Here is a 17,997-nt window from a genome sequence, read left to right as displayed (position 1 = left end):
AATAGAACGTCCCCAAAAAAAATCAGAGTAAGTTTTACAGTGGTAAAAAGAAGAAACATACGCTCAAAGCGCAAGTGATCTATCATCCAAAGAGCCAACAAATCATAGGTCTAGATCTATCGAGTGGTAGTCAACATGACATTAAATTGGCAAGAAAAACGATTGCAAAATTCAAGCATTGTGAATATGTGATTACTGATTTAGGATATCATGGACTAGAGGAATGTGGATTTAAGCTATTGACTCCTATTAAGAAAAAGAAGAATTCTGCCTTATCTGATATTGAGAAAAAGTACAATAAAATGATTGGAGAAATACGAATTGTGATTGAACACATCAATCGTCAATTAAAAACATTTAGAATATTGAGTGAACGCTACCGAAACAGACGTAAGCGATTCGGTTTACGCATCAACTTAATTGCTGCACTTGTAAACCGGATAAACTTGCAATAACGACTTTCGCAAGAGGTCTAATTTTTTTAATTTAAGTGTAAATTTTAGGCATAAAAAAACCAGCTAAAAGCTGGAAATTTTATTGCACCATCTTAAGAAGTATTAAAATGGTGCCCGAGGCCAGACTCGAACTGGCACGCTTTGTGGGCGGGGGATTTTAAATCCCCTGTGTCTACCGATTTCACCACTCGGGCATTTTAACAAGATGGAGGCGGAGGTCGGAATCGAACCGGCGTACACGGAGTTGCAGTCCGCTGCATGACCACTCTGCCACCCCGCCATGTCTTGTTGATGCGTATATTAGCAAGCCCTGAAAAAAAAACAATAGCATCGCCATACTGTATGTGCAGAAATTCAGCATATAGCGAAAAATAAATAAAATTATCATGTATTATGTGCAAAATTGATTCATATCAACACTTGGAGATGTGCCGTGGCATTAGTTTTAGATGGTCGTGCATTGGCGAAGCAAATTGAAGCTGACTTGTTAACTCGCGTAGAAGCGCTAAAAGAGAAATCAGGTCGTACCCCGATTCTTGCGACTATTTTAGTCGGTGATGATGGCGCATCTGCAACTTATGTACGTATGAAAGGAAATGCTTGCCGCCGTGTCGGTATGGACTCTTTAAAGGTTGAACTTTCAGCTGAGACAACAACAGAACAGTTGCTTGCAGAAATTGAAAAATTGAATGCAAATCCAGATGTTCACGGAATTTTACTTCAACATCCAGTACCTGCTCAGATTGATGAGCGTGCATGCTTTGATGCAATCTCACTTGCAAAAGACGTAGATGGTGTCACTTGCTTGGGTTATGGCCGTATGGCAATGGGTGAGGCTGCATATGGTTCTGCAACACCTGCAGGTATCATGACGATTTTAAAAGAAAACAACATCCAAATCGCAGGTAAACATGCTGTTGTTGTTGGGCGTTCAGCAATTTTGGGTAAACCCATGGCAGCAATGCTGCTTGAAGCCAACGCAACAGTGACCATTTGTCATTCACGTACGCAAGACTTGGCTAGCTTTGTGAAGCAAGCGGATATTATTGTCGGTGCTGTAGGTAAAGCAGAACTCATTCAAAAAGAGTGGATCAAGCCTGGTGCAGTGGTTGTAGATGCAGGTTTCCATCCACGTGATGGCGGTGGTGTAGGTGATATTCAATTGGTGGGTATTGAAGAGGTTGCTTCTGCATATACACCTGTTCCGGGTGGTGTGGGCCCAATGACGATTACGACCTTGATTCGCCAAACGGTTGAGGCTGCTGAAAAAGCTTTGGGTTAAGAAATAGAGCTCTCCCTGACCCTCTCCTAAAAGGAGAGGGGATTTTTTAAATTAGAACGAATAAAAACTTAATGAGCTGTACTTTTCAATTCCCTAAAGCCCCTGAGCATCTGCTTCAAGCATTGCATGATGTGATTCCACATTGTGAACTCGAAGCACAGCAATTACCTGAAACGCCGATATCACTGTGGTTGATTCCGCCTATATTTCCAACGGATAAGTTGGATGATGAGGTGATTCGTCGTATTTGGAATGATACGCCGTATTGGATCTTTTGCTGGGCGTCAGGCTTAGCCATGGCACAGTGGTTGCTTGCTGAACCACATCATGTGAAAGATAAAGTAGTCTTAGATTTTGGTTCAGGTTCGGGTGTGGTCGCAATTGCAGCTAAAATCGCGGGTGCGAAGCGTGTGATCTGTTGTGATATTGATCAAGTGAGTTTAGATGCTTGTCGTGCCAATGCTGAGTTGAATGACATCGAATTAGAGTATTTGGATGATCTCTATAAGGCTGAACAAGTCGATATTTTGCTTGCAGCAGATGTGCTCTATGACCAATGTAACCGTTTTTTCTTAGATGAATTTTTAAAATTTGCACCAGAAGTGTGGGTAGCAGACAGTCGTGTGAAAAACTTTAGTCATCCGAAATATGAGAAGCTAGAGGAAAGAAGTGCCACGACTTGGCCTGATTTGGATGAGTCACCCGAATTTCGTAATGTAAGTTTTTATAAGACGCTATGAATAGCGTTTTTTTTATTTTATTGATAATATACTTGAGCTTAGAATACTATTTTACAGAACTATAAACCAAATAAAGAATCTATAACAATGAATAAACCATATATAGAAGAGTATGCAGATTATCAAAAAATTAAAAAAAATTTGATTAAAGATTTTGAGGATCAACAGTTTGATTCGCTTAATCAGCTCTATATGAATATGTATCAGATAAGTAAAACTGCAAAAGTCTTGCATGATTTACCTATTGAAGAGCAATTTTTTTTCTGGTGCCGACCTTATCATTTTTACGAGCTTAAACATTGGAGTTATCCTCAAGTCTGTTCGCATTTGGTGAAATGGCATCAATCCGCTCCAAGTCTATTCAGTGCATATCTACTCGGTCAATTTTGGGAAAATGTTGCCACCAAAGCTCGTGGTGGTGCGTACAGTGTTTTTGTCTCACAGCAGTCATGGGACAATGCTGAGATTGCTAAAGATATGGCCTTTTATTGGTATTTGAAAGCGATAGAAATAGATCATCGCTGCCTTTGGTTACTCGATGATGTCATGTCGCTTACTGGCTATCTTAAACTGCCATATTGGTTTGGAAGTGGTGAGATCAATTTTAGTGAATTGGATTACTATTCTGAGGCAAGCATTGAGTATTTGCAGCAATATGGTGGTTTTTTACCTCAATCATTGAAAATGCCACAAATTCTACCTGTACCTACCGAACAGGAGATGGATTATCCGATTGATTATTGGTTCAATCGTATTTTAGCGTTCGACGCTGAATTTATTCCTGCCTTTGAAACGTATGTGCATTATCTCTATCCAAGGTGGTCTGGCCAAGATCATGAAAATATTGATCAATTTCTGCAAAGTCCAATCTGTCAGGCATTGCCAACACAGAAATTTAATCGTTTACTGGTGAAAAAAAATTCGGATTGGTTAATTAGGAATTACCCGAAAGTTGAGGCGGCTTCGGAAATTGATCGATATAAAAGAAAATTTGAAGAACTACTTGAACTTGATTTGCCAGATCATATCAAAGCAGACTTTTTGTGTGAGTTCATTGACTTTGTGATTAATTATCTAACAGATGATAATAATGAGTTATATGATCAAAGTCGCCTGTACGCTACTCAATTAAATCATTTGACAGACAAATTAATTACAGAATTTGAGAATGATTTTTTTTGGTTGTCAGAATGGCATGATAATATAGTTGATCACTTATGTTGGGCTATGTGTAACTTTGCAGATTTGTTACCTGGGATTAATGAGACTCTCTATAGACTACTCAAGCTTTGTTTTAAAAGGCACGATAGCGAATTTATTTATATGTTAGTAACAGCTGCATCAGAAGCTGAAATTTGGGGTTTTGAAAAAGATGAGTATAAGTTTGATGTGGGTGAGTGTATTGCTTTACTGAGTAAAGATGCTGATTATGGTATTGATGATGCTATTTCTTATATCGCATTTATAGGTAATAAAGTTGTAGTTTTAAAGTTTATGCATGCATTGGCAGAAGCTGGACATACTGACACTATATATTCACTAGCTCAGCTTTATCGTGGTCAAGGATTAGGGTTAGAAGATTGTTTAATTGATGAACAGAATACTGATGATGCTGAATATTGGTTTAAGCAAGCACTAGATAAAAATCATCCAAATGCACTTTGTGAGGCAGGAGATCAGATTTACCAAAAATTAGATTTTGAAAATTATTCGAATAAAGATAATGATAAAGTTAATCAAGCTTTACAATATTTTAAAAAAGCGCTTGATTTAAAAGTTTTTGATGCGCACCAAGCCTACTTTCATCTCATACAAAAAACAGGAACTGATCAACAGCGTGAGGACTTGCTTATCAAAATTATGCCTGATCAGATGCATGACACTCGTCATGATGCTGAATCGTTGGCATGGATTGCTCAACTTTATGGTATTTGTAGTTATAACGGGCATGGATTAAAAGAAAATCGTTATTTGGCATTATATTGGATAAATCAAGCGCTTAGGTTAGATCCAGAAGATGAACATTATATTCTATTGCAAAATGATTGGAGTAAACCTACAGGGTGGTTGTTTGCGAAATCTAAATTTAAATCAAGACTCGAAGCTGAACAAAATCAAATTCCAGAGTGGATGTTGCCCATTATGAATAAATTTGAACGACTAGCAGATGCTACCGATCGACATTAGAGTTGTGAAGTAAATGTTAAGACGCTATAAATAGCGTCTTTTTTATGCATATTTAAAATCAATTAAGAACAAGTATAACGTACGACATGAAGACTGCTTGGGCGTGATTCTAAAGCTTGACGTGTCGCCATGTCTTCAGTGCTGTTATAGCCTTGGGTATTCGATAAACCAAAAGATGTTCTTGACTGCCCAAGTTGAACACCTTGTTGATCTTTCTGAGCAAAATTAGGATTAGCAATCTCATTTACGCTTAAGACATTTAATTTATATTGTTGCGTGGTGTTTAAGGTTTTTTGACATGCGCGTTGCAGCTTATTTTCGTCAAGGTCACGGTTAGCACGTCCTGCTAGCGTGTATGCTATGGTTGCTGTTGTTGCAGTCTGATCTTCGATTTGAAAGCCTGTAACACCGTTATATTGACGGGGCGTTTGGCAAGCGGTTAGAGTGACTAATGTGAGTCCTAAACCAATCACTGTAGTTAGTTTTTTCATTGAATGACGATCCATGCATGGGGGATTTATTTAAGTATGCCACAGCTGTGTGCGAATAAATGAACATGAAAAATAAAGTTTAAGAAATAAGCAGTGATTGTATTAATATTTTTTATAGACGATAAAAAAGGCCGCTTATGCGACCTTTCTTATTTTAACTTAAATTAAGCAGATTTTTTAACAGCTTCTAAAAGTTCGTTTTGACGAGCTTTTAATGCAGCTGGAAGGCGATCGCCTAATTTGTCGAATAATTCAGTATGGCTTTCAAGCTCTTTGATCCATTGATCTTTATCTTGAGAAGTCACAAGGTCAAATTGTTCTTTAGTGAAATCAGAACCCGTCCAGTTTAGTTGTTCATATGTCGGAACTAAACCAATTGGTGTTTCAACTGCAGATGCACGACCTTCACAACGATCAATGATCCACTCTAAAACACGCATGTTTTGACCGAAACCAGGCCATACAAAATTACCTTCAGCATCACGACGGAACCAGTTTACGTTGTAAATACCAGGAAGTTTGTTGCCAGCAGCTTCAGCTTTAGCCGCAACTTTTTCACCCATTTCTAACCAATGAGAGAAATAGTCAGCCATGTTGTAGCCAGCAAATGGAAGCATTGCAAATGGATCACGACGTACAACACCTTGTTGACCCACAGCAGCAGCAGTGGTTTCAGAACCCATAGTCGCAGCTTTGTAAACGCCGTCAACCCAGTCAAATGCTTCTGAAATTAAAGGCACTGTGTCTGCACGACGACCACCGAAGATAAACGCAGAAATTGGAACACCTGCTGGATTTTCCCAGTCAGCGTCAATAGAAGGGCATTGACCTGCAGCAACTGTAAAGCGAGCATTCGGGTGAGCCGCTTTTTCTTCGCCAGTGTGTGGTTGACCTTTCCAGTTAGTCAGATTAGCAGGCGCTTCTTTAGTCAGACCTTCCCACCAGATTTCACCGTTGTCAGTCACTGCAACGTTAGTATAGATCACATCTTTGGTTAATGTAGCCATACAGTTCGGGTTGGTCTTGGTATTTGTACCCGGCGCTACACCGAAGAAACCAGCTTCAGGGTTGATGGCATATAAGCGACCATCTTCACCTGGTTTAATCCAAGCAATATCGTCACCTACAGTTTCAATTTTCCAACCTTCATAACCTGCTGGCGGAATCAACATGGCGAAGTTTGTTTTACCGCATGCAGATGGGAATGCAGCTGCGATGTAGTGTTTTTCGCCTTGTGGATTCGTTACACCAAGGATGAGCATGTGTTCAGCTAACCAACCTTGTTGACGACCCATAGAAGATGCAATACGTAAAGCCAAGCATTTTTTACCTAACAATGCATTACCGCCGTAACCTGAACCGAAAGACCAGATTTCACGCGTTTCTGGATAATGCACGATCCATTTTTCAGGGTTGCACGGCCATGCAACGTCTTTCTCACCGGTCGCAAGTGGAGCACCTACAGTGTGTACGCAAGGTACATATTCACCATCAGTACCCAAAACGTCATAAACAGCTTTACCCATGCGCGCCATTTTAGACATGCTAACAGCAACATAAGGAGAGTCAGTCAGTTCAATACCGATATGTGCAATATGAGAACCTAAAGGACCCATAGAGAAAGGAACAACGTACAAAGTACGACCTTTCATACAACCGTCAAATAAACCGTTAAGACGAGCACGCATTTCAGCTGGAGCTTCCCAGTTGTTTGTCGCGCCAGCATCTTCTTGTTTTTCTGAACAAATATAAGTACGACCTTCAACACGAGCAACGTCAGAAGGATCAGAATTCGCCAAATAAGAACCAGGATGTTTTTCTTGGTTAAGTTCTTGCATTGTGCCGTTAGCGATCATCAAGTCGATATAACGTTGATATTCTTCAGGGCTACCGTCACACCATTCAATTTTTGCTGGCTTAGTTAATTGTGCAATCTCTTCCACCCATGCAATAAGCTTAGGGTGACGAACGAATTCTGGTGCGTTCACTTGGGTCATGGCGAGGCCTATATCAAATGTGTACAATGTTGCGTACAAATAATAATCCAAATACTGTGATACAGGATCTGGATTTCAGTATAAAAAAAGTGGCTGTATTAAAGCATATTTTGTTAAAAAAAATAAGACCAAAGGCTAAAAAGCTTTTTAATATGTCAATTATATTAAATTATTGATTTATAAATAAATATTGTTTTTTTAAAGCGAAAATTTGCTAAATCAATAAAAGCAATGTTTAGTATTTATATTATAAATAATATTATTTATTAATGGCTTAATATTAAAAAAATATTTTTAATATTCATTGGAATATTGAATGGTTGTTATCCGAAATTTACATAAATGTGCTTTTAAATAGATAGGAATTAGTCGAAATTAGAGTAAATAATTCAAGTTATTCAGGTATATGCAACAGTCTCTTAGACCACTTTCCATGATCTACAATGAAAAATCAGGATTTCATTCAGCCAAAAATGATGAAGTTTATGAGCAGCTTATGACCTATTGGTCAGACCATGGGTTTGAAATACAAGTTTTTGATATTGCTTCAGAAAAAGACATTTCAATATTGATGAATAAAGTTAAACAGCGACACCAATCTAAGAATAATCAAGGGGTAATTGTTGCAGCGGGTGGAGATGGAACGTTAAACGCTGTTGCTTCACAACTGATACATCAAGAGATTCCTATGGGTATTATTCCTCTTGGAACCTTTAATTATGTGGCACGTGTATTGGATATTCCAGTAGATGTTATGGCAGCTGCAGAAGTCATCGCTCAAGGGCAAATAAGAAAAATTCATGTTGCAAAAATAAATCAACATATTTATCTCAATAATGCGAGTTTAGGGCTTTACCCTTTATTTATTGAAAAGCGCGAATTGTATAATCGAAAGTTTGGGCGTTTTCCTTTACATGCCTATACCTCAGGGTTGGATGTACTGATTCGTGACCGTAAAGAACTGAAGCTGGAAATAGAGGTGGATCAAAAACGCTATCCAGTCAAAACGCCTCTTTTGTTCTTTGGTAATAATCAACTTCAATTGGCTGATATGAATCTTAAAATTTCGAAGTGTGCTGAATTAGGTAAGGTTGCAGGAGTGATTTTAGCCAAGACGGATAAGTTCACTTTGTTTAAAACCTTATTTCAATTGATTCGTGGTCAGCTTGATAAAGCCGCTGATGTTTATAGCTTTAGTGGAGAAGAAGTTCGGGTGTATTCAAAGAAATCAGAGCTTACAGTCGCGATTGATGGTGAAATTGTCAAAATTAAAACACCTTTAAAATGTAGCGTTGATAAACATGCCTTAAATGTCATGGTCGTCAACAATCAGGTTACATAATGATTCTGCATTTATCTGATTTGCACTTCGGAACTGAAAAGATCGAATGTGTAAATGCGATTCGTAAGTTTTGTGAATTGAATTCTCCTGAAGCGGTTGTCGTCAGTGGTGATTTAACTCAGCGCGCTCGTTTTAAACAGTTTTATGCATGTAAACAATTTTTAGAAAGTCTGAATCTTCCTTATTTAGTCATTCCGGGCAATCACGATATACCGCTATATCATTTATGGAATCGTTTTTTTAATCCATTTAGTCGTTATCAATGGTTTTTCGGTAAGATGGAAACGGTTCTAGAAACCGAGCACTTTTTTGTTGTTGGGGTGAATAGTATTCGCCGACGATATCATACCAAAGGGCATATCTCACTTGAACAAATTCAATATGTTGATCAAATTTTAAAAAATGCGCCTGCACATAAATCGAAATTGGTTGTGGCGCATCAACCTTTTTATTCTCCACCCGATGATCCGCATGGGATTAAAGATTGTCCAATATTGGGCAAAACAGCCCTGCAAATGTGGGGGCGATCAGGGTTAAATGGACTTCTGCATGGACATTTGCATCAGTCTGCAGTTTATGATTTGAATTTGATTTATCAATTGCAATCGGATCATCCTGTCTTAGAAATACATGCAGGTACGGCAACTTCACATCGTTTGCATCAAGGTTTGCCGAATAGCTTTAATGTGGTTGAAAATAATATGGATATCACACCCTATTATTTTTCTGAGCAGTTACAAGAATTTGTCATTGATCAAACCAAGCAGGGTTTAATCGTAAAAGCTTAAGATTTGTATAAAAAAAATACAAAAAAATCACTTTTTTTTCATTTTCCCCTTGAAGCGTTTTTTTCCATCCCCACAACAGAGTCATTGAAAATATTTTTTCGATGATGACTCATGGAACAATATTTATAGAACCATAAAGTCGTCATCTCATCATATAGACTGAGTCTGTTGGAGTTTTACAATGAGCAATATCCGTCCATTACATGATCGTGTTGTTATTCGCCGTGTTGAAGAAGAAACTAAAACAGCTGGCGGTATTTTACTTCCAGGTTCTGCTGCTGAAAAACCAGCTCAAGGTGAAATCATTGCAGTAGGTAATGGTCAAGTGACTGACAATGGCACAGTACGTCCATTAGATGTAAAAGTTGGCGATAAAGTATTGTTTGGTACATATGCAGGAACAACTGTAAAAGTACAAGGTGAAGAGCTTCTTATTATGAAAGAGTCTGACATTTTGGCGGTTTTAGAAGCTTAATTCTAAACAAGCCACAGCACTTTTTCTTTGCAATGTCATTTGTAAAATTTAAAAAATATATGGAGTTTTAACATGTCAGCTAAAGACGTAAAATTTGGTGATTCAGCGCGTTCAAAAATGATCGCGGGTGTAAACGTACTTGCAGATGCAGTAAAAGTAACGTTAGGCCCTAAAGGTCGTAACGTGGTTATTGACCGTTCTTTCGGTGCACCGCACATCACTAAAGATGGTGTTACTGTTGCTAAAGAAATTGTACTTAAAGATAAGTTCGAAAACATGGGCGCACAATTGGTTCGTGAAGTATCTTCAAAAACCAATGATATCGCGGGTGATGGTACAACAACTGCAACTGTATTGGCTCAAGCAATTTTAAACGAAGGGATCAAATCTGTAACTGCAGGTATGAATCCAATGGATTTAAAACGTGGTATTGATTTAGCTGTACGTGCAGTTGTTGAAAATATTAAAGCAACCGCTAAACCAGCATCTGACACCAAAGCAATTGAACAAGTGGGTTCGATCTCTGCTAACTCTGACACGACTGTGGGTAAACTCATTGCTCAAGCGATGGAACGTGTGGGTAAAGAAGGCGTGATCACTGTTGAAGAAGGTTCAGGCTTTGAAGATTCACTTGACGTTGTTGAAGGTATGCAGTTTGACCGTGGTTATATCAGCCCGTACTTTGCAAACAAGCCTGAAACTTTAACAGCTGAACTTGAAAATCCGTTCATTCTTCTTGTTGATAAAAAAATCAGCAATATCCGTGAATTGATTACTGTATTAGAAGCTGTTGCTAAAACGGGTAAACCACTTCTTATTATCGCTGAAGATGTTGAAGGCGAAGCGTTGGCTACACTTGTAGTGAACAATATGCGCGGTATTATCAAAGTATGTGCGGTTAAAGCACCTGGTTTTGGTGATCGTCGTAAAGCAATGCTTCAAGATATCGCAATCTTGACAGGTGCAGTTGTGATTTCTGAAGAAGTGGGTATGTCTTTAGAAAAAGCAGACATTCAAGATTTAGGTACAGCGCATAAAGTCACTGTTTCTAAAGAAAACACTGTGATTGTTGATGGTGCGGGTAATGCTACTCAAATCGCTGATCGTGTTCAACAAATCCGTGCACAAATTGAAGAATCTACTTCAGAGTACGATAAAGAGAAACTTCAAGAACGTGTTGCTAAGTTAGCAGGTGGTGTTGCTGTAATTAAAATTGGCGCAGCTACTGAAGTTGAAATGAAAGAGAAGAAAGACCGTGTTGATGATGCGCTTCATGCGACACGTGCTGCAGTTGAAGAAGGTGTTGTAGCGGGTGGTGGTGTTGCTCTAGTCCGTGCTGCTTCTGCATTGGATGGTCTTGTGGGTGCGAATGATGATCAAAATGTAGGTATCAATATCCTACGTCGTGCGATCGAATCTCCACTTCGTCAAATTGTAGCCAATGCTGGGGATGAGCCATCTGTAGTGATCAATGCTGTGAAGAACGGTGAAGGTAACTATGGTTATAACGCTGCAACTGGCGAATATGGCGATATGTTAGAAATGGGTATTCTTGATCCAGCTAAAGTAACGCGTTCTGCACTTGAACACGCTGCTTCGGTTGCTGCTTTAATGCTGACAACTGAATGCATGATCACTGATATTCCAGAAGACAAACCTGCAATGCCTGATATGGGTGGCATGGGTGGTATGGGCGGTATGATGTAATCATTCCTCAGATCATAAAAAATCCCCGCTAAGTGCGGGGGTTTTTACAATCAAAAGTTGATATTTAAGAAAAATAAAAATTAGACTAAAGTTTAATATTTTTAATAAAAAATATGTAATTTCATTAATTTAATTTTATTTTTTGGTCAAATTTAACATTAAAGTGTAGTTTTTTATTGAGATTTTGTATAAGAATAGTTTATGATCATATCAACCATAAATTTAATATCTTAAAAAATGTCAAATCAATTACAACTTGAAGATCAATTACTCAATAATAACGATCTAGTTCAAATCTCTAAAAATGAATTGAGATCACTTTATCGTAGAATTATTGAGTGCGAAAAAATCATCGAAGAATATAAAAACAAAGAAGATATAACACGGCCAAATAATCAGAAACAAAATATTATCGAGTAAATTCATCAATTAATGAATACAAAATCTTTTGTTGATCATTACTTAGTGCCTGAATTTTTGTGATGAGTTCAAGATCTTTGGGCGAAACAGCGCTGATATGGGAGTGAATGTTAAGTTCACTTTCCTCACCAAAACGTAACCATTGACTAGAAACATTAAGCCAAATAGCCAAGATTAACAATTTATCTTGGTTAGGAATAGCCTTGCCTAATAACCAATTATTAGCGGACTGGACACTGATCGGTTGACCATCATAACGATCATTAAAAGCATTGCTCAAGTAAGTTGGGCTAATAGGATGATGATTATCCAAAAGTGTTTGTTGAAGTCTTTTGGAAAAACTTAACTTTTCTAACTGATTGCTCATTTTGGTACATAAATTCAAAGATATGAATAGTTTAAACAAAATTATCATAATTGATATCTTATTTTTGTTTTCATATCGTGATTTGTAAATTCAATATATAGAATATATTTTTAAATTTTTAATAATAAGGTTTTGAAATTGTTTAGAAAAATTTAATATTTATATATTTGTTGAATTATAAATTAACTGAGTTTTTTTCAAAAAAAATTTTTATAAAGCAAAAATTTAAAAATTAGTATAAATAAAAATTAATAAATAATTGATATATATAATTTATTTCTTTTTAAACAAGAATGAAAGTGAAATAATATTAATTTAAATCAAATATTGATTGATAAGAGTGTTTCTTTTTGTATATGATTAGCGCGTAGCCACGTTGGTGGTTGAGATGTGACTTGGTAGACGACTCAATTAGCCACACATTCATCAAAGTTTTGCTGGTTTACATCGATCCTAGGGTAGGCCAGTCTTTTTATAAAAACTGAAGGGAAATTTTATGAAATTTCAAAAAACGCTTTTAGCAGCAAGCTTAGCAGTAGTAGCAGTATCAACAGCGAATGCAGCTGTAGTTCAACAAGTTGCGAACCCTGTTCAAGTGACAGAAAATCTTGTCGATAATAAGTTTGTGAACAGTGATAATTATTTTGTGGATAGTGTTACTGGTCAAAGAATTGATACTTCAAATCTTGTATATGCTCCAGTACACAGTGAATTAGCGACTACTTATAATACTAATACGCAAGGCGATAATAGAATTACGTCTGACTATTTACCGATTCTAGGAAATGTAGTTGATCGCAATAATGATTGGGTTGGTATTGATTTAGGTTCACAGGCAGTTACCGGTGAAGCAGGTAGAGATGATTTTAAATACGACGTATTTAAATATACAAATAAAGATGGCACTACTGTTTACCGTTTGCAACAAGTTGAATCACAACAGTATGTACCTGGTACATTTACGTTGAATGCAAACAATGTGTTAGTTGCTAATAATCAAATTAGTGCTGACGCAATTGAAGATAAATCAGTTTGGTCGCTAGAGCGTGGTGGTCAATTAGAAGGAACTGACTTCACGACAAACACTGGTTATGAAAGTAAAATAGTCAATGGAGAGCATGTACTTTACGGTTATCAAGGTCAAACAGGTAAAATCGCTGGTCTTGCGAATGGTAACATTGTAACACCTACTGCGAATAATCAACCAGTTGACGCTATATTTGATGGCGTTAACGGTGTAGTTTCTAATGATATTCGTTATGTACAGTCTGGTATCATTGCGAATACCGGCGATTATCGAAATGGTATTAATGGTGCAGATCCTTACCTAGACCCAGCTAAAAATATCTATGGTGTAAGTGCACGTGATAATAATAATGTTGTAATGATGACAGGTAATGGTATTGCTTTAGCTGATCTAAGCGTAAACAATGGCAATGGCACATTACAAACTGACGGAAGTGTAGTTGTACGTAGCACTAGTGGTGAAACTTCAGTATCACAAAAAGCTCGTCACTACCAAAGTCAGGGTAAAAAACTTGTAGAAGTGTATAATGACGTACCAGGTGCAGAATTTACAACACAATGGTATGAAGTTGTTGCTGGTAAGTTAGTTGCATATACAGGTGAAACTCCAGCAGTTGGTTCGCATAATAAAACTGGTACGGCTAACTTCACAACTGGTACAGTTAACAATGCAGTTGTACATAATACTGTAACAAATAAAAATGTTACTTATAAAGAATCAGTGGTTGCGACTAAAGAAGATCGTATCGATGCAAGTGTAACAACTAGTACTGGTTTAGATACAGAACAATTTGATAAGCAGAACAGTAGCGAATTAGTATCTGAAACTTCTCAACACGTTTCTACCGGTGTAATTGGTAAGAATGGTTCTGAAAATGTTTATGGTACAGAAGTTGTTAAAACTGTGACTAAAGACGGTGAAACAACGACTGCTAAAACTACAATCACTGCTGATTATGTAGATTCTGGTGACTTCCGTATCAATGGCGTAAGTATTGTTGACAACATCAAAGATTCTGTTGACTCTGCAGTTGAAGGCGCTTCAGAAGCAATTGATGCAAAAGTTGCTGAAGTTGACCAAAAAATCGTTGAAGTTGATTCACGTTTAACTCAGTTCAATGGTGTTGCTGCAGGTCTTAATAACCGTGTAGATCAATTGAACGCTCGTGTAGATGACGTTGAGAAAACTGCTTACCGTGGTACAGCAATCGCTTTAGCTGCACAACAAAACGTACCTAACATTGGTGCGGGTCAAACTGCAGTATTTGGTGGTGTAGGTCATTACGAAAGCGAATCTGCTTTTGCATTAGGTCTTGCTACAGTACTTAAAGATGGCCGTACTTCTATCAGTGGTGCACTTGGTGTTGCTGGCGGTAGCGAAGTTGGTGGTCGTCTAGGTGTTGCATACGTATTTGGCGGAAAATAATACTTTCCAAGCTTGATATGTAGAATGTAAAATGCAAAAAATCCCCGCTCTATGCGGGGATTTTTTATAGAGTTAAGTGATGATTTGTTAAGGTATTAATATTAATAACCAAGTAAGCAGAATAATAGCTTGTGCTACAAATTGCGCTGCACTTCCCATATCTTTAGCATTTTTAGAAAGCGGATGTTTATCGAGTGATACACGGTCAACAACAGCTTCAATTGCAGAATTAAACAATTCCACGATTACTGCCAATAAACAAACGGCGATCAGCACAGCTTGTTCAATTCGAGAAATATCTAAGAAAAAGGTAATGGGTATCAAAATCACATTAATCAGAATAATTTGGCGAAAAGCAGCCTCATGTTGAAAAGCCGCTTTAAATCCTGCTAGAGAATAGCCTGTAGCATTGATAATCCGTTTAAGACCTGTTTTACCTTTTAGTGAAGAATAGTCGCTCATATACTTAAACTTTTATAAAATTTCAGGCAAAATAGTACAGTAAATTTAAAATACAATTAAATCGAAAGAATTAATCAAAAACTCACTATAAATAATGTGCAATGAGAGAATTAATGAAAGCCTTATCTTTAGCTTTATTCATGGGTGTGATCACAACACAAACTTTGCAAGCTGAATTGCAGTCGAATGTCGCATCAACAACCATTTCAAGTGCCAATGCATCTGCATCTCAGGGGTTTTATCAATACCAATTTGGCAAATATAAAATTGTTGCCTTATTGGATGGTACCAATCAACTCAGTCGTGAACTTTTCAATCAAAATATTGGAAATGAAGAACGTCTAAAATTATTTGATCAATTGGGTATTAAAGGGGCATTGCCGACTTCAATTAACGCTTTTTTAATTGATGATGGTCAATCTGTGATGTTAGTTGACAGTGGAGCTGCAAGTTGTTTTGGTACACATTTGGGAAGTATGGTTAAAAATATTGAAGCTGCGGGATATAAACCTTTTGATATTCAAACCGTATTTTTGACTCATCTACACCCTGATCATGTGTGTGGTATCGCGAAAGAAGGTCTAGCCGTTTTCCCATTGGCAAACCTTTATGTGCATGAAGATGAAGTTCAGTATTGGTTAAATCCAAGTACTTTGACTTCCATACCTGCTGGTTCCCAAGAAAAATTTAAAGCGACGGTTGCTCAAATAGAAAAGGCACTTGCCCCTTATAAGCAAAATAGAACATTTAGAACGTTTAAAGATGGTGCCATTATTAATGGACTGGAAGTCATTCATTCAGCAGGGCACACCCCAGGTCATCGTAGCTTTAAATTGGTGAATGGAAATGAGCAACTTGTTTTCTTAGGGGATGTCGTTCATAGCCATCAGTTACAGTTTGAACAGCCAATGCTTGCTGTAGAGTTTGATGTTGATGCACTCAAAGCAGCTGAAACGCGTAAACGTATGTTCGAGGAATTGGCGCTTAAAAAAGCAGTTGTTGCAGCAGCGCATTTACCATTTCCCGGTATTGGTTATATCGAGAGCAATGGTTATTTGAAATATAAGTGGCATGCGATAAGCTCTCCTGTGACTCCTGTGACTCCTGTGACTCCTGTGACTCCTGTGACTCCTGTGACTCCTGTGACTCCTGTGACTCCTGTGACTCCTGTGACTCCTGTGACTCCTGTGACTCCTGTGACTCCTGTGACTCCTGTGACTCCTGTGACTCCTGTGACTCCTGTGACTCCTACAACTCCGAAACTCGTAGATCCTGAAGAATTTCGTAAAAAACCAGTGACTATTGTTGTTGTACCCAATGAAATTGCTCCAAAGGAAATTTCACAATGGGTAGATCATCCAGTACAAGTAAAATAAAAGTCATGCAATGAAATAAAGGCGCCTAATTTAAAAATTAAGCGCCTTTATCTTTGAAGCTTTATTTTTTCTAGATCCTATTGATGAACCTATATTATTTGACCGCGTTATTGTCCATGGGTTTCAAATACTGATCCACTGCACGACGTGCTAAAGCAGGATCATCCGTGAAGACACCATCAACTCCAGCCTTAAAGAAACGTTCGAATTCTTTTAGAGAACCGCTAGAACAGGCTTCTGTTAGGTTTTCACTACATCTTAAATAAGTCGGTAGAAAATTATTTTCAGGTCTTAGAGTATATGGATGCACTTTTAAACCCACAGCATGCGCATCTTTGACAAAACTGGTGGTGGTGTTTTGATCTGTATTCGAAAAAATATAGGTTTTGCTCGGCCCAACGCCATCTGCGTATTTTGCTACTTCCTTTAAGCCTGATGCTAATGCGATGTCTAGATATTTTTGTGGATTTCCACTTTTAACATAATCAGCAGGTGCACTATTCGGCGAGTCTAAAAGCTGGATAATTTTTGCATGCTTTAAGCTTTTATGTTGATCAAGCTGATCATTCATGTATTTCAAATTAGCAACTTCAAAAGACTGTAAATAGACCGGAGCAATTTCACGGGTATATGGATACTTTGCTAAAGTTTGCAGTAAAGGATCTTCTAAACCCAAACCAATACTTTGGAAATAAGTCGGATGTTTAGTCTCGATATACAGACCAATAATTTTGCCCGTTTTTTTATAATGGTTTTCAGCTAATTCAATAATCTGATCCAGTGTGGGAATTGAATATTGATCATTGTATTGAACATTTTGAGGGCGATATTCTGCAATTCTTTCGCGTGCTTTTATATTTTGATTGAGTTCATTGAGCGTGAAATCTTCAGTAAACCAGCCTTTGATCTCATTGCCATCGATAGTTTTAGTTTTTTCGCGATCTTTATATTGGCCCAGTGTCTTAACATTGGTTGTACCACCAATTTCATTCTCATGTCGTGCCACCAAATAACCATCTTTAGTTGCCACTAAATCAGGTTCGATAAAGTCCGCACCATCATCAATGGCTTTTTGATACGCCGCTAAAGTATGCTCAGGTCGAAGCGCGCTTGCCCCACGATGTCCAACAATAATAATTTGGGGTTCAACATAGGATGAGGGTGAGGACGGCTGATTGAATGAATCATGATCGTCATCATGACATGCTGTTAAAAAAGGAAGAATGGCTAAACTGAGCAGCGTTTGGCTCAGCACCTTTGTTGTTGAGAATTGGGATTTTATTAATTTAGGTCTGGTGAGTTGTTGTGTAAAGTGACTCGTTCTCATCGTGACTATCTCACTATTGTTATAAAGTTAAATGACAAATAAAACTGAAAGTTAGAATCCAGCTTTCAAGTGAATCGAGTACAGCATGTGAACTTTGCAAAGTGATGACACTCTCAAATGGGCATGTTC

At 37.7% G+C, this 17,997-nt stretch carries 14 protein-coding genes, 2 tRNA genes and 1 pseudogene; 10 read left to right on the top strand and 7 right to left on the bottom strand.

The window, feature by feature from the left end; genetic code table 11:
• Positions 1-11 precede the first annotated feature (11 nt).
• A pseudogene (locus tag AC5YD2_RS03955) lies at positions 12-455 on the top strand (transposase family protein); the annotation flags it as partial.
• Positions 456-563: 108 nt separating this feature from the next.
• On the opposite strand, the gene AC5YD2_RS03950 reads toward AC5YD2_RS03955, so the two are convergent.
• Positions 564-649 (bottom strand) — tRNA-Leu (locus AC5YD2_RS03950).
• Positions 650-661: 12 nt separating this feature from the next.
• Positions 662-735: transfer RNA gene (locus AC5YD2_RS03945), tRNA-Cys, on the bottom strand.
• A 153-nt stretch (positions 736-888) separates the two neighbouring features.
• On the opposite strand from AC5YD2_RS03945, the gene folD reads away from it, so the two are divergent.
• From folD to AC5YD2_RS03930, 3 genes are all read left to right on the top strand, one after another.
• Positions 889-1,737 carry a bifunctional methylenetetrahydrofolate dehydrogenase/methenyltetrahydrofolate cyclohydrolase FolD gene (gene folD, locus AC5YD2_RS03940; RefSeq protein WP_496125064.1) on the top strand — a complete coding sequence of 283 codons (849 nt, stop codon included), beginning with the start codon at positions 889-891 and terminating at the stop codon, positions 1,735-1,737.
• A 71-nt stretch (positions 1,738-1,808) separates the two neighbouring features.
• Positions 1,809-2,477 (top strand): class I SAM-dependent methyltransferase, encoded by a 669-nt coding sequence (locus AC5YD2_RS03935; protein WP_496125063.1) that lies wholly within the window; start codon positions 1,809-1,811, stop codon positions 2,475-2,477.
• A gap of 87 nt (positions 2,478-2,564) precedes the next feature.
• A complete protein-coding gene (locus AC5YD2_RS03930; protein ID WP_496125062.1) occupies positions 2,565-4,664 on the top strand; it encodes a DUF4034 domain-containing protein in 2,100 nt (699 codons plus the stop codon).
• Positions 4,665-4,726: 62 nt separating this feature from the next.
• Here AC5YD2_RS03930 and AC5YD2_RS03925 read toward each other — a convergent pair whose 3' ends face one another.
• Positions 4,727-5,155 carry a hypothetical protein gene (locus AC5YD2_RS03925; RefSeq protein ID WP_496125061.1) on the bottom strand — a complete coding sequence of 143 codons (429 nt, stop codon included), beginning with the start codon at positions 5,153-5,155 and terminating at the stop codon, positions 4,727-4,729.
• A 164-nt stretch (positions 5,156-5,319) separates the two neighbouring features.
• On the bottom strand, positions 5,320-7,152 hold the full coding sequence (locus AC5YD2_RS03920) for a phosphoenolpyruvate carboxykinase (GTP) (RefSeq protein WP_496125060.1): 1,833 nt from the start codon (positions 7,150-7,152) through the stop codon (positions 5,320-5,322).
• Positions 7,153-7,558: 406 nt separating this feature from the next.
• Here AC5YD2_RS03920 and AC5YD2_RS03915 point away from each other — a divergent pair, with 406 nt between their 5' ends.
• From AC5YD2_RS03915 to groL, 4 genes are all read left to right on the top strand, one after another.
• Positions 7,559-8,494 (top strand): diacylglycerol/lipid kinase family protein, encoded by a 936-nt coding sequence (locus tag AC5YD2_RS03915; RefSeq protein WP_496125059.1) that lies wholly within the window; start codon positions 7,559-7,561, stop codon positions 8,492-8,494.
• The gene (locus AC5YD2_RS03910) at positions 8,494-9,282 is read left to right on the top strand and encodes a metallophosphoesterase family protein (protein ID WP_496125058.1); all 789 of its coding nucleotides are present in this window, start codon (positions 8,494-8,496) and stop codon (positions 9,280-9,282) included. Before AC5YD2_RS03915 ends, AC5YD2_RS03910 begins: the two co-directional genes overlap by 1 nt.
• A 181-nt stretch (positions 9,283-9,463) precedes the next feature.
• Positions 9,464-9,757 carry a co-chaperone GroES gene (groES, locus tag AC5YD2_RS03905; protein WP_496125057.1) on the top strand — a complete coding sequence of 98 codons (294 nt, stop codon included), beginning with the start codon at positions 9,464-9,466 and terminating at the stop codon, positions 9,755-9,757.
• Between the two features lie 72 nt (positions 9,758-9,829).
• Positions 9,830-11,464 (top strand): chaperonin GroEL, encoded by a 1,635-nt coding sequence (gene groL / locus AC5YD2_RS03900; protein WP_496125056.1) that lies wholly within the window; start codon positions 9,830-9,832, stop codon positions 11,462-11,464.
• 409 nt (positions 11,465-11,873) lie between these two features.
• On the opposite strand, the gene AC5YD2_RS03895 is transcribed toward groL, so the two are convergent.
• Positions 11,874-12,251 (bottom strand): hypothetical protein, encoded by a 378-nt coding sequence (locus AC5YD2_RS03895; protein ID WP_496125055.1) that lies wholly within the window; start codon positions 12,249-12,251, stop codon positions 11,874-11,876.
• A gap of 496 nt (positions 12,252-12,747) precedes the next feature.
• Here AC5YD2_RS03895 and AC5YD2_RS03890 point away from each other — a divergent pair, with 496 nt between their 5' ends.
• The gene (locus tag AC5YD2_RS03890) at positions 12,748-14,703 is read left to right on the top strand and encodes a YadA-like family protein (protein WP_496125054.1); all 1,956 of its coding nucleotides are present in this window, start codon (positions 12,748-12,750) and stop codon (positions 14,701-14,703) included.
• Between the two features lie 87 nt (positions 14,704-14,790).
• Here AC5YD2_RS03890 and AC5YD2_RS03885 read toward each other — a convergent pair whose 3' ends face one another.
• Positions 14,791-15,165: a diacylglycerol kinase gene (locus AC5YD2_RS03885; RefSeq protein WP_496125053.1), complete on the bottom strand. Its 375-nt coding sequence runs from the start codon at positions 15,163-15,165 to the stop codon at positions 14,791-14,793.
• Between the two features lie 113 nt (positions 15,166-15,278).
• Here AC5YD2_RS03885 and AC5YD2_RS03880 point away from each other — a divergent pair, with 113 nt between their 5' ends.
• Positions 15,279-16,541 (top strand): MBL fold metallo-hydrolase, encoded by a 1,263-nt coding sequence (locus AC5YD2_RS03880; protein WP_496125052.1) that lies wholly within the window; start codon positions 15,279-15,281, stop codon positions 16,539-16,541.
• 94 nt (positions 16,542-16,635) lie between these two features.
• Here AC5YD2_RS03880 and AC5YD2_RS03875 read toward each other — a convergent pair whose 3' ends face one another.
• A complete protein-coding gene (locus AC5YD2_RS03875; protein WP_496125071.1) occupies positions 16,636-17,796 on the bottom strand; it encodes a glycerophosphodiester phosphodiesterase in 1,161 nt (386 codons plus the stop codon).
• Between the last annotated feature and the right edge of the window lie 201 nt (positions 17,797-17,997).

It is taken from the genome of Acinetobacter sp. CY73, assembly GCF_059515865.1.
Note: the sequence above shows the minus strand (reverse complement) of the source record. Positions and strands in the feature narration are given on the sequence as shown.

Coding starts and splice junctions, on each gene's coding strand:
- AC5YD2_RS03910 (WP_496125058.1), top strand. CDS start 8,494: ATGATTCTGCATTTATCTGATTTGCACTTCGGAACTGAAAAGATCGAA.
- groES (WP_496125057.1), top strand. CDS start 9,464: ATGAGCAATATCCGTCCATTACATGATCGTGTTGTTATTCGCCGTGTT.
- AC5YD2_RS03915 (WP_496125059.1), top strand. CDS start 7,559: ATGCAACAGTCTCTTAGACCACTTTCCATGATCTACAATGAAAAATCA.
- AC5YD2_RS03895 (WP_496125055.1), bottom strand. CDS start 12,251: ATGAGCAATCAGTTAGAAAAGTTAAGTTTTTCCAAAAGACTTCAACAA.
- AC5YD2_RS03890 (WP_496125054.1), top strand. CDS start 12,748: ATGAAATTTCAAAAAACGCTTTTAGCAGCAAGCTTAGCAGTAGTAGCA.
- groL (WP_496125056.1), top strand. CDS start 9,830: ATGTCAGCTAAAGACGTAAAATTTGGTGATTCAGCGCGTTCAAAAATG.
- AC5YD2_RS03885 (WP_496125053.1), bottom strand. CDS start 15,165: ATGAGCGACTATTCTTCACTAAAAGGTAAAACAGGTCTTAAACGGATT.
- AC5YD2_RS03935 (WP_496125063.1), top strand. CDS start 1,809: ATGAGCTGTACTTTTCAATTCCCTAAAGCCCCTGAGCATCTGCTTCAA.
- AC5YD2_RS03920 (WP_496125060.1), bottom strand. CDS start 7,152: ATGACCCAAGTGAACGCACCAGAATTCGTTCGTCACCCTAAGCTTATT.
- AC5YD2_RS03930 (WP_496125062.1), top strand. CDS start 2,565: ATGAATAAACCATATATAGAAGAGTATGCAGATTATCAAAAAATTAAA.
- AC5YD2_RS03880 (WP_496125052.1), top strand. CDS start 15,279: ATGAAAGCCTTATCTTTAGCTTTATTCATGGGTGTGATCACAACACAA.
- AC5YD2_RS03925 (WP_496125061.1), bottom strand. CDS start 5,155: ATGAAAAAACTAACTACAGTGATTGGTTTAGGACTCACATTAGTCACT.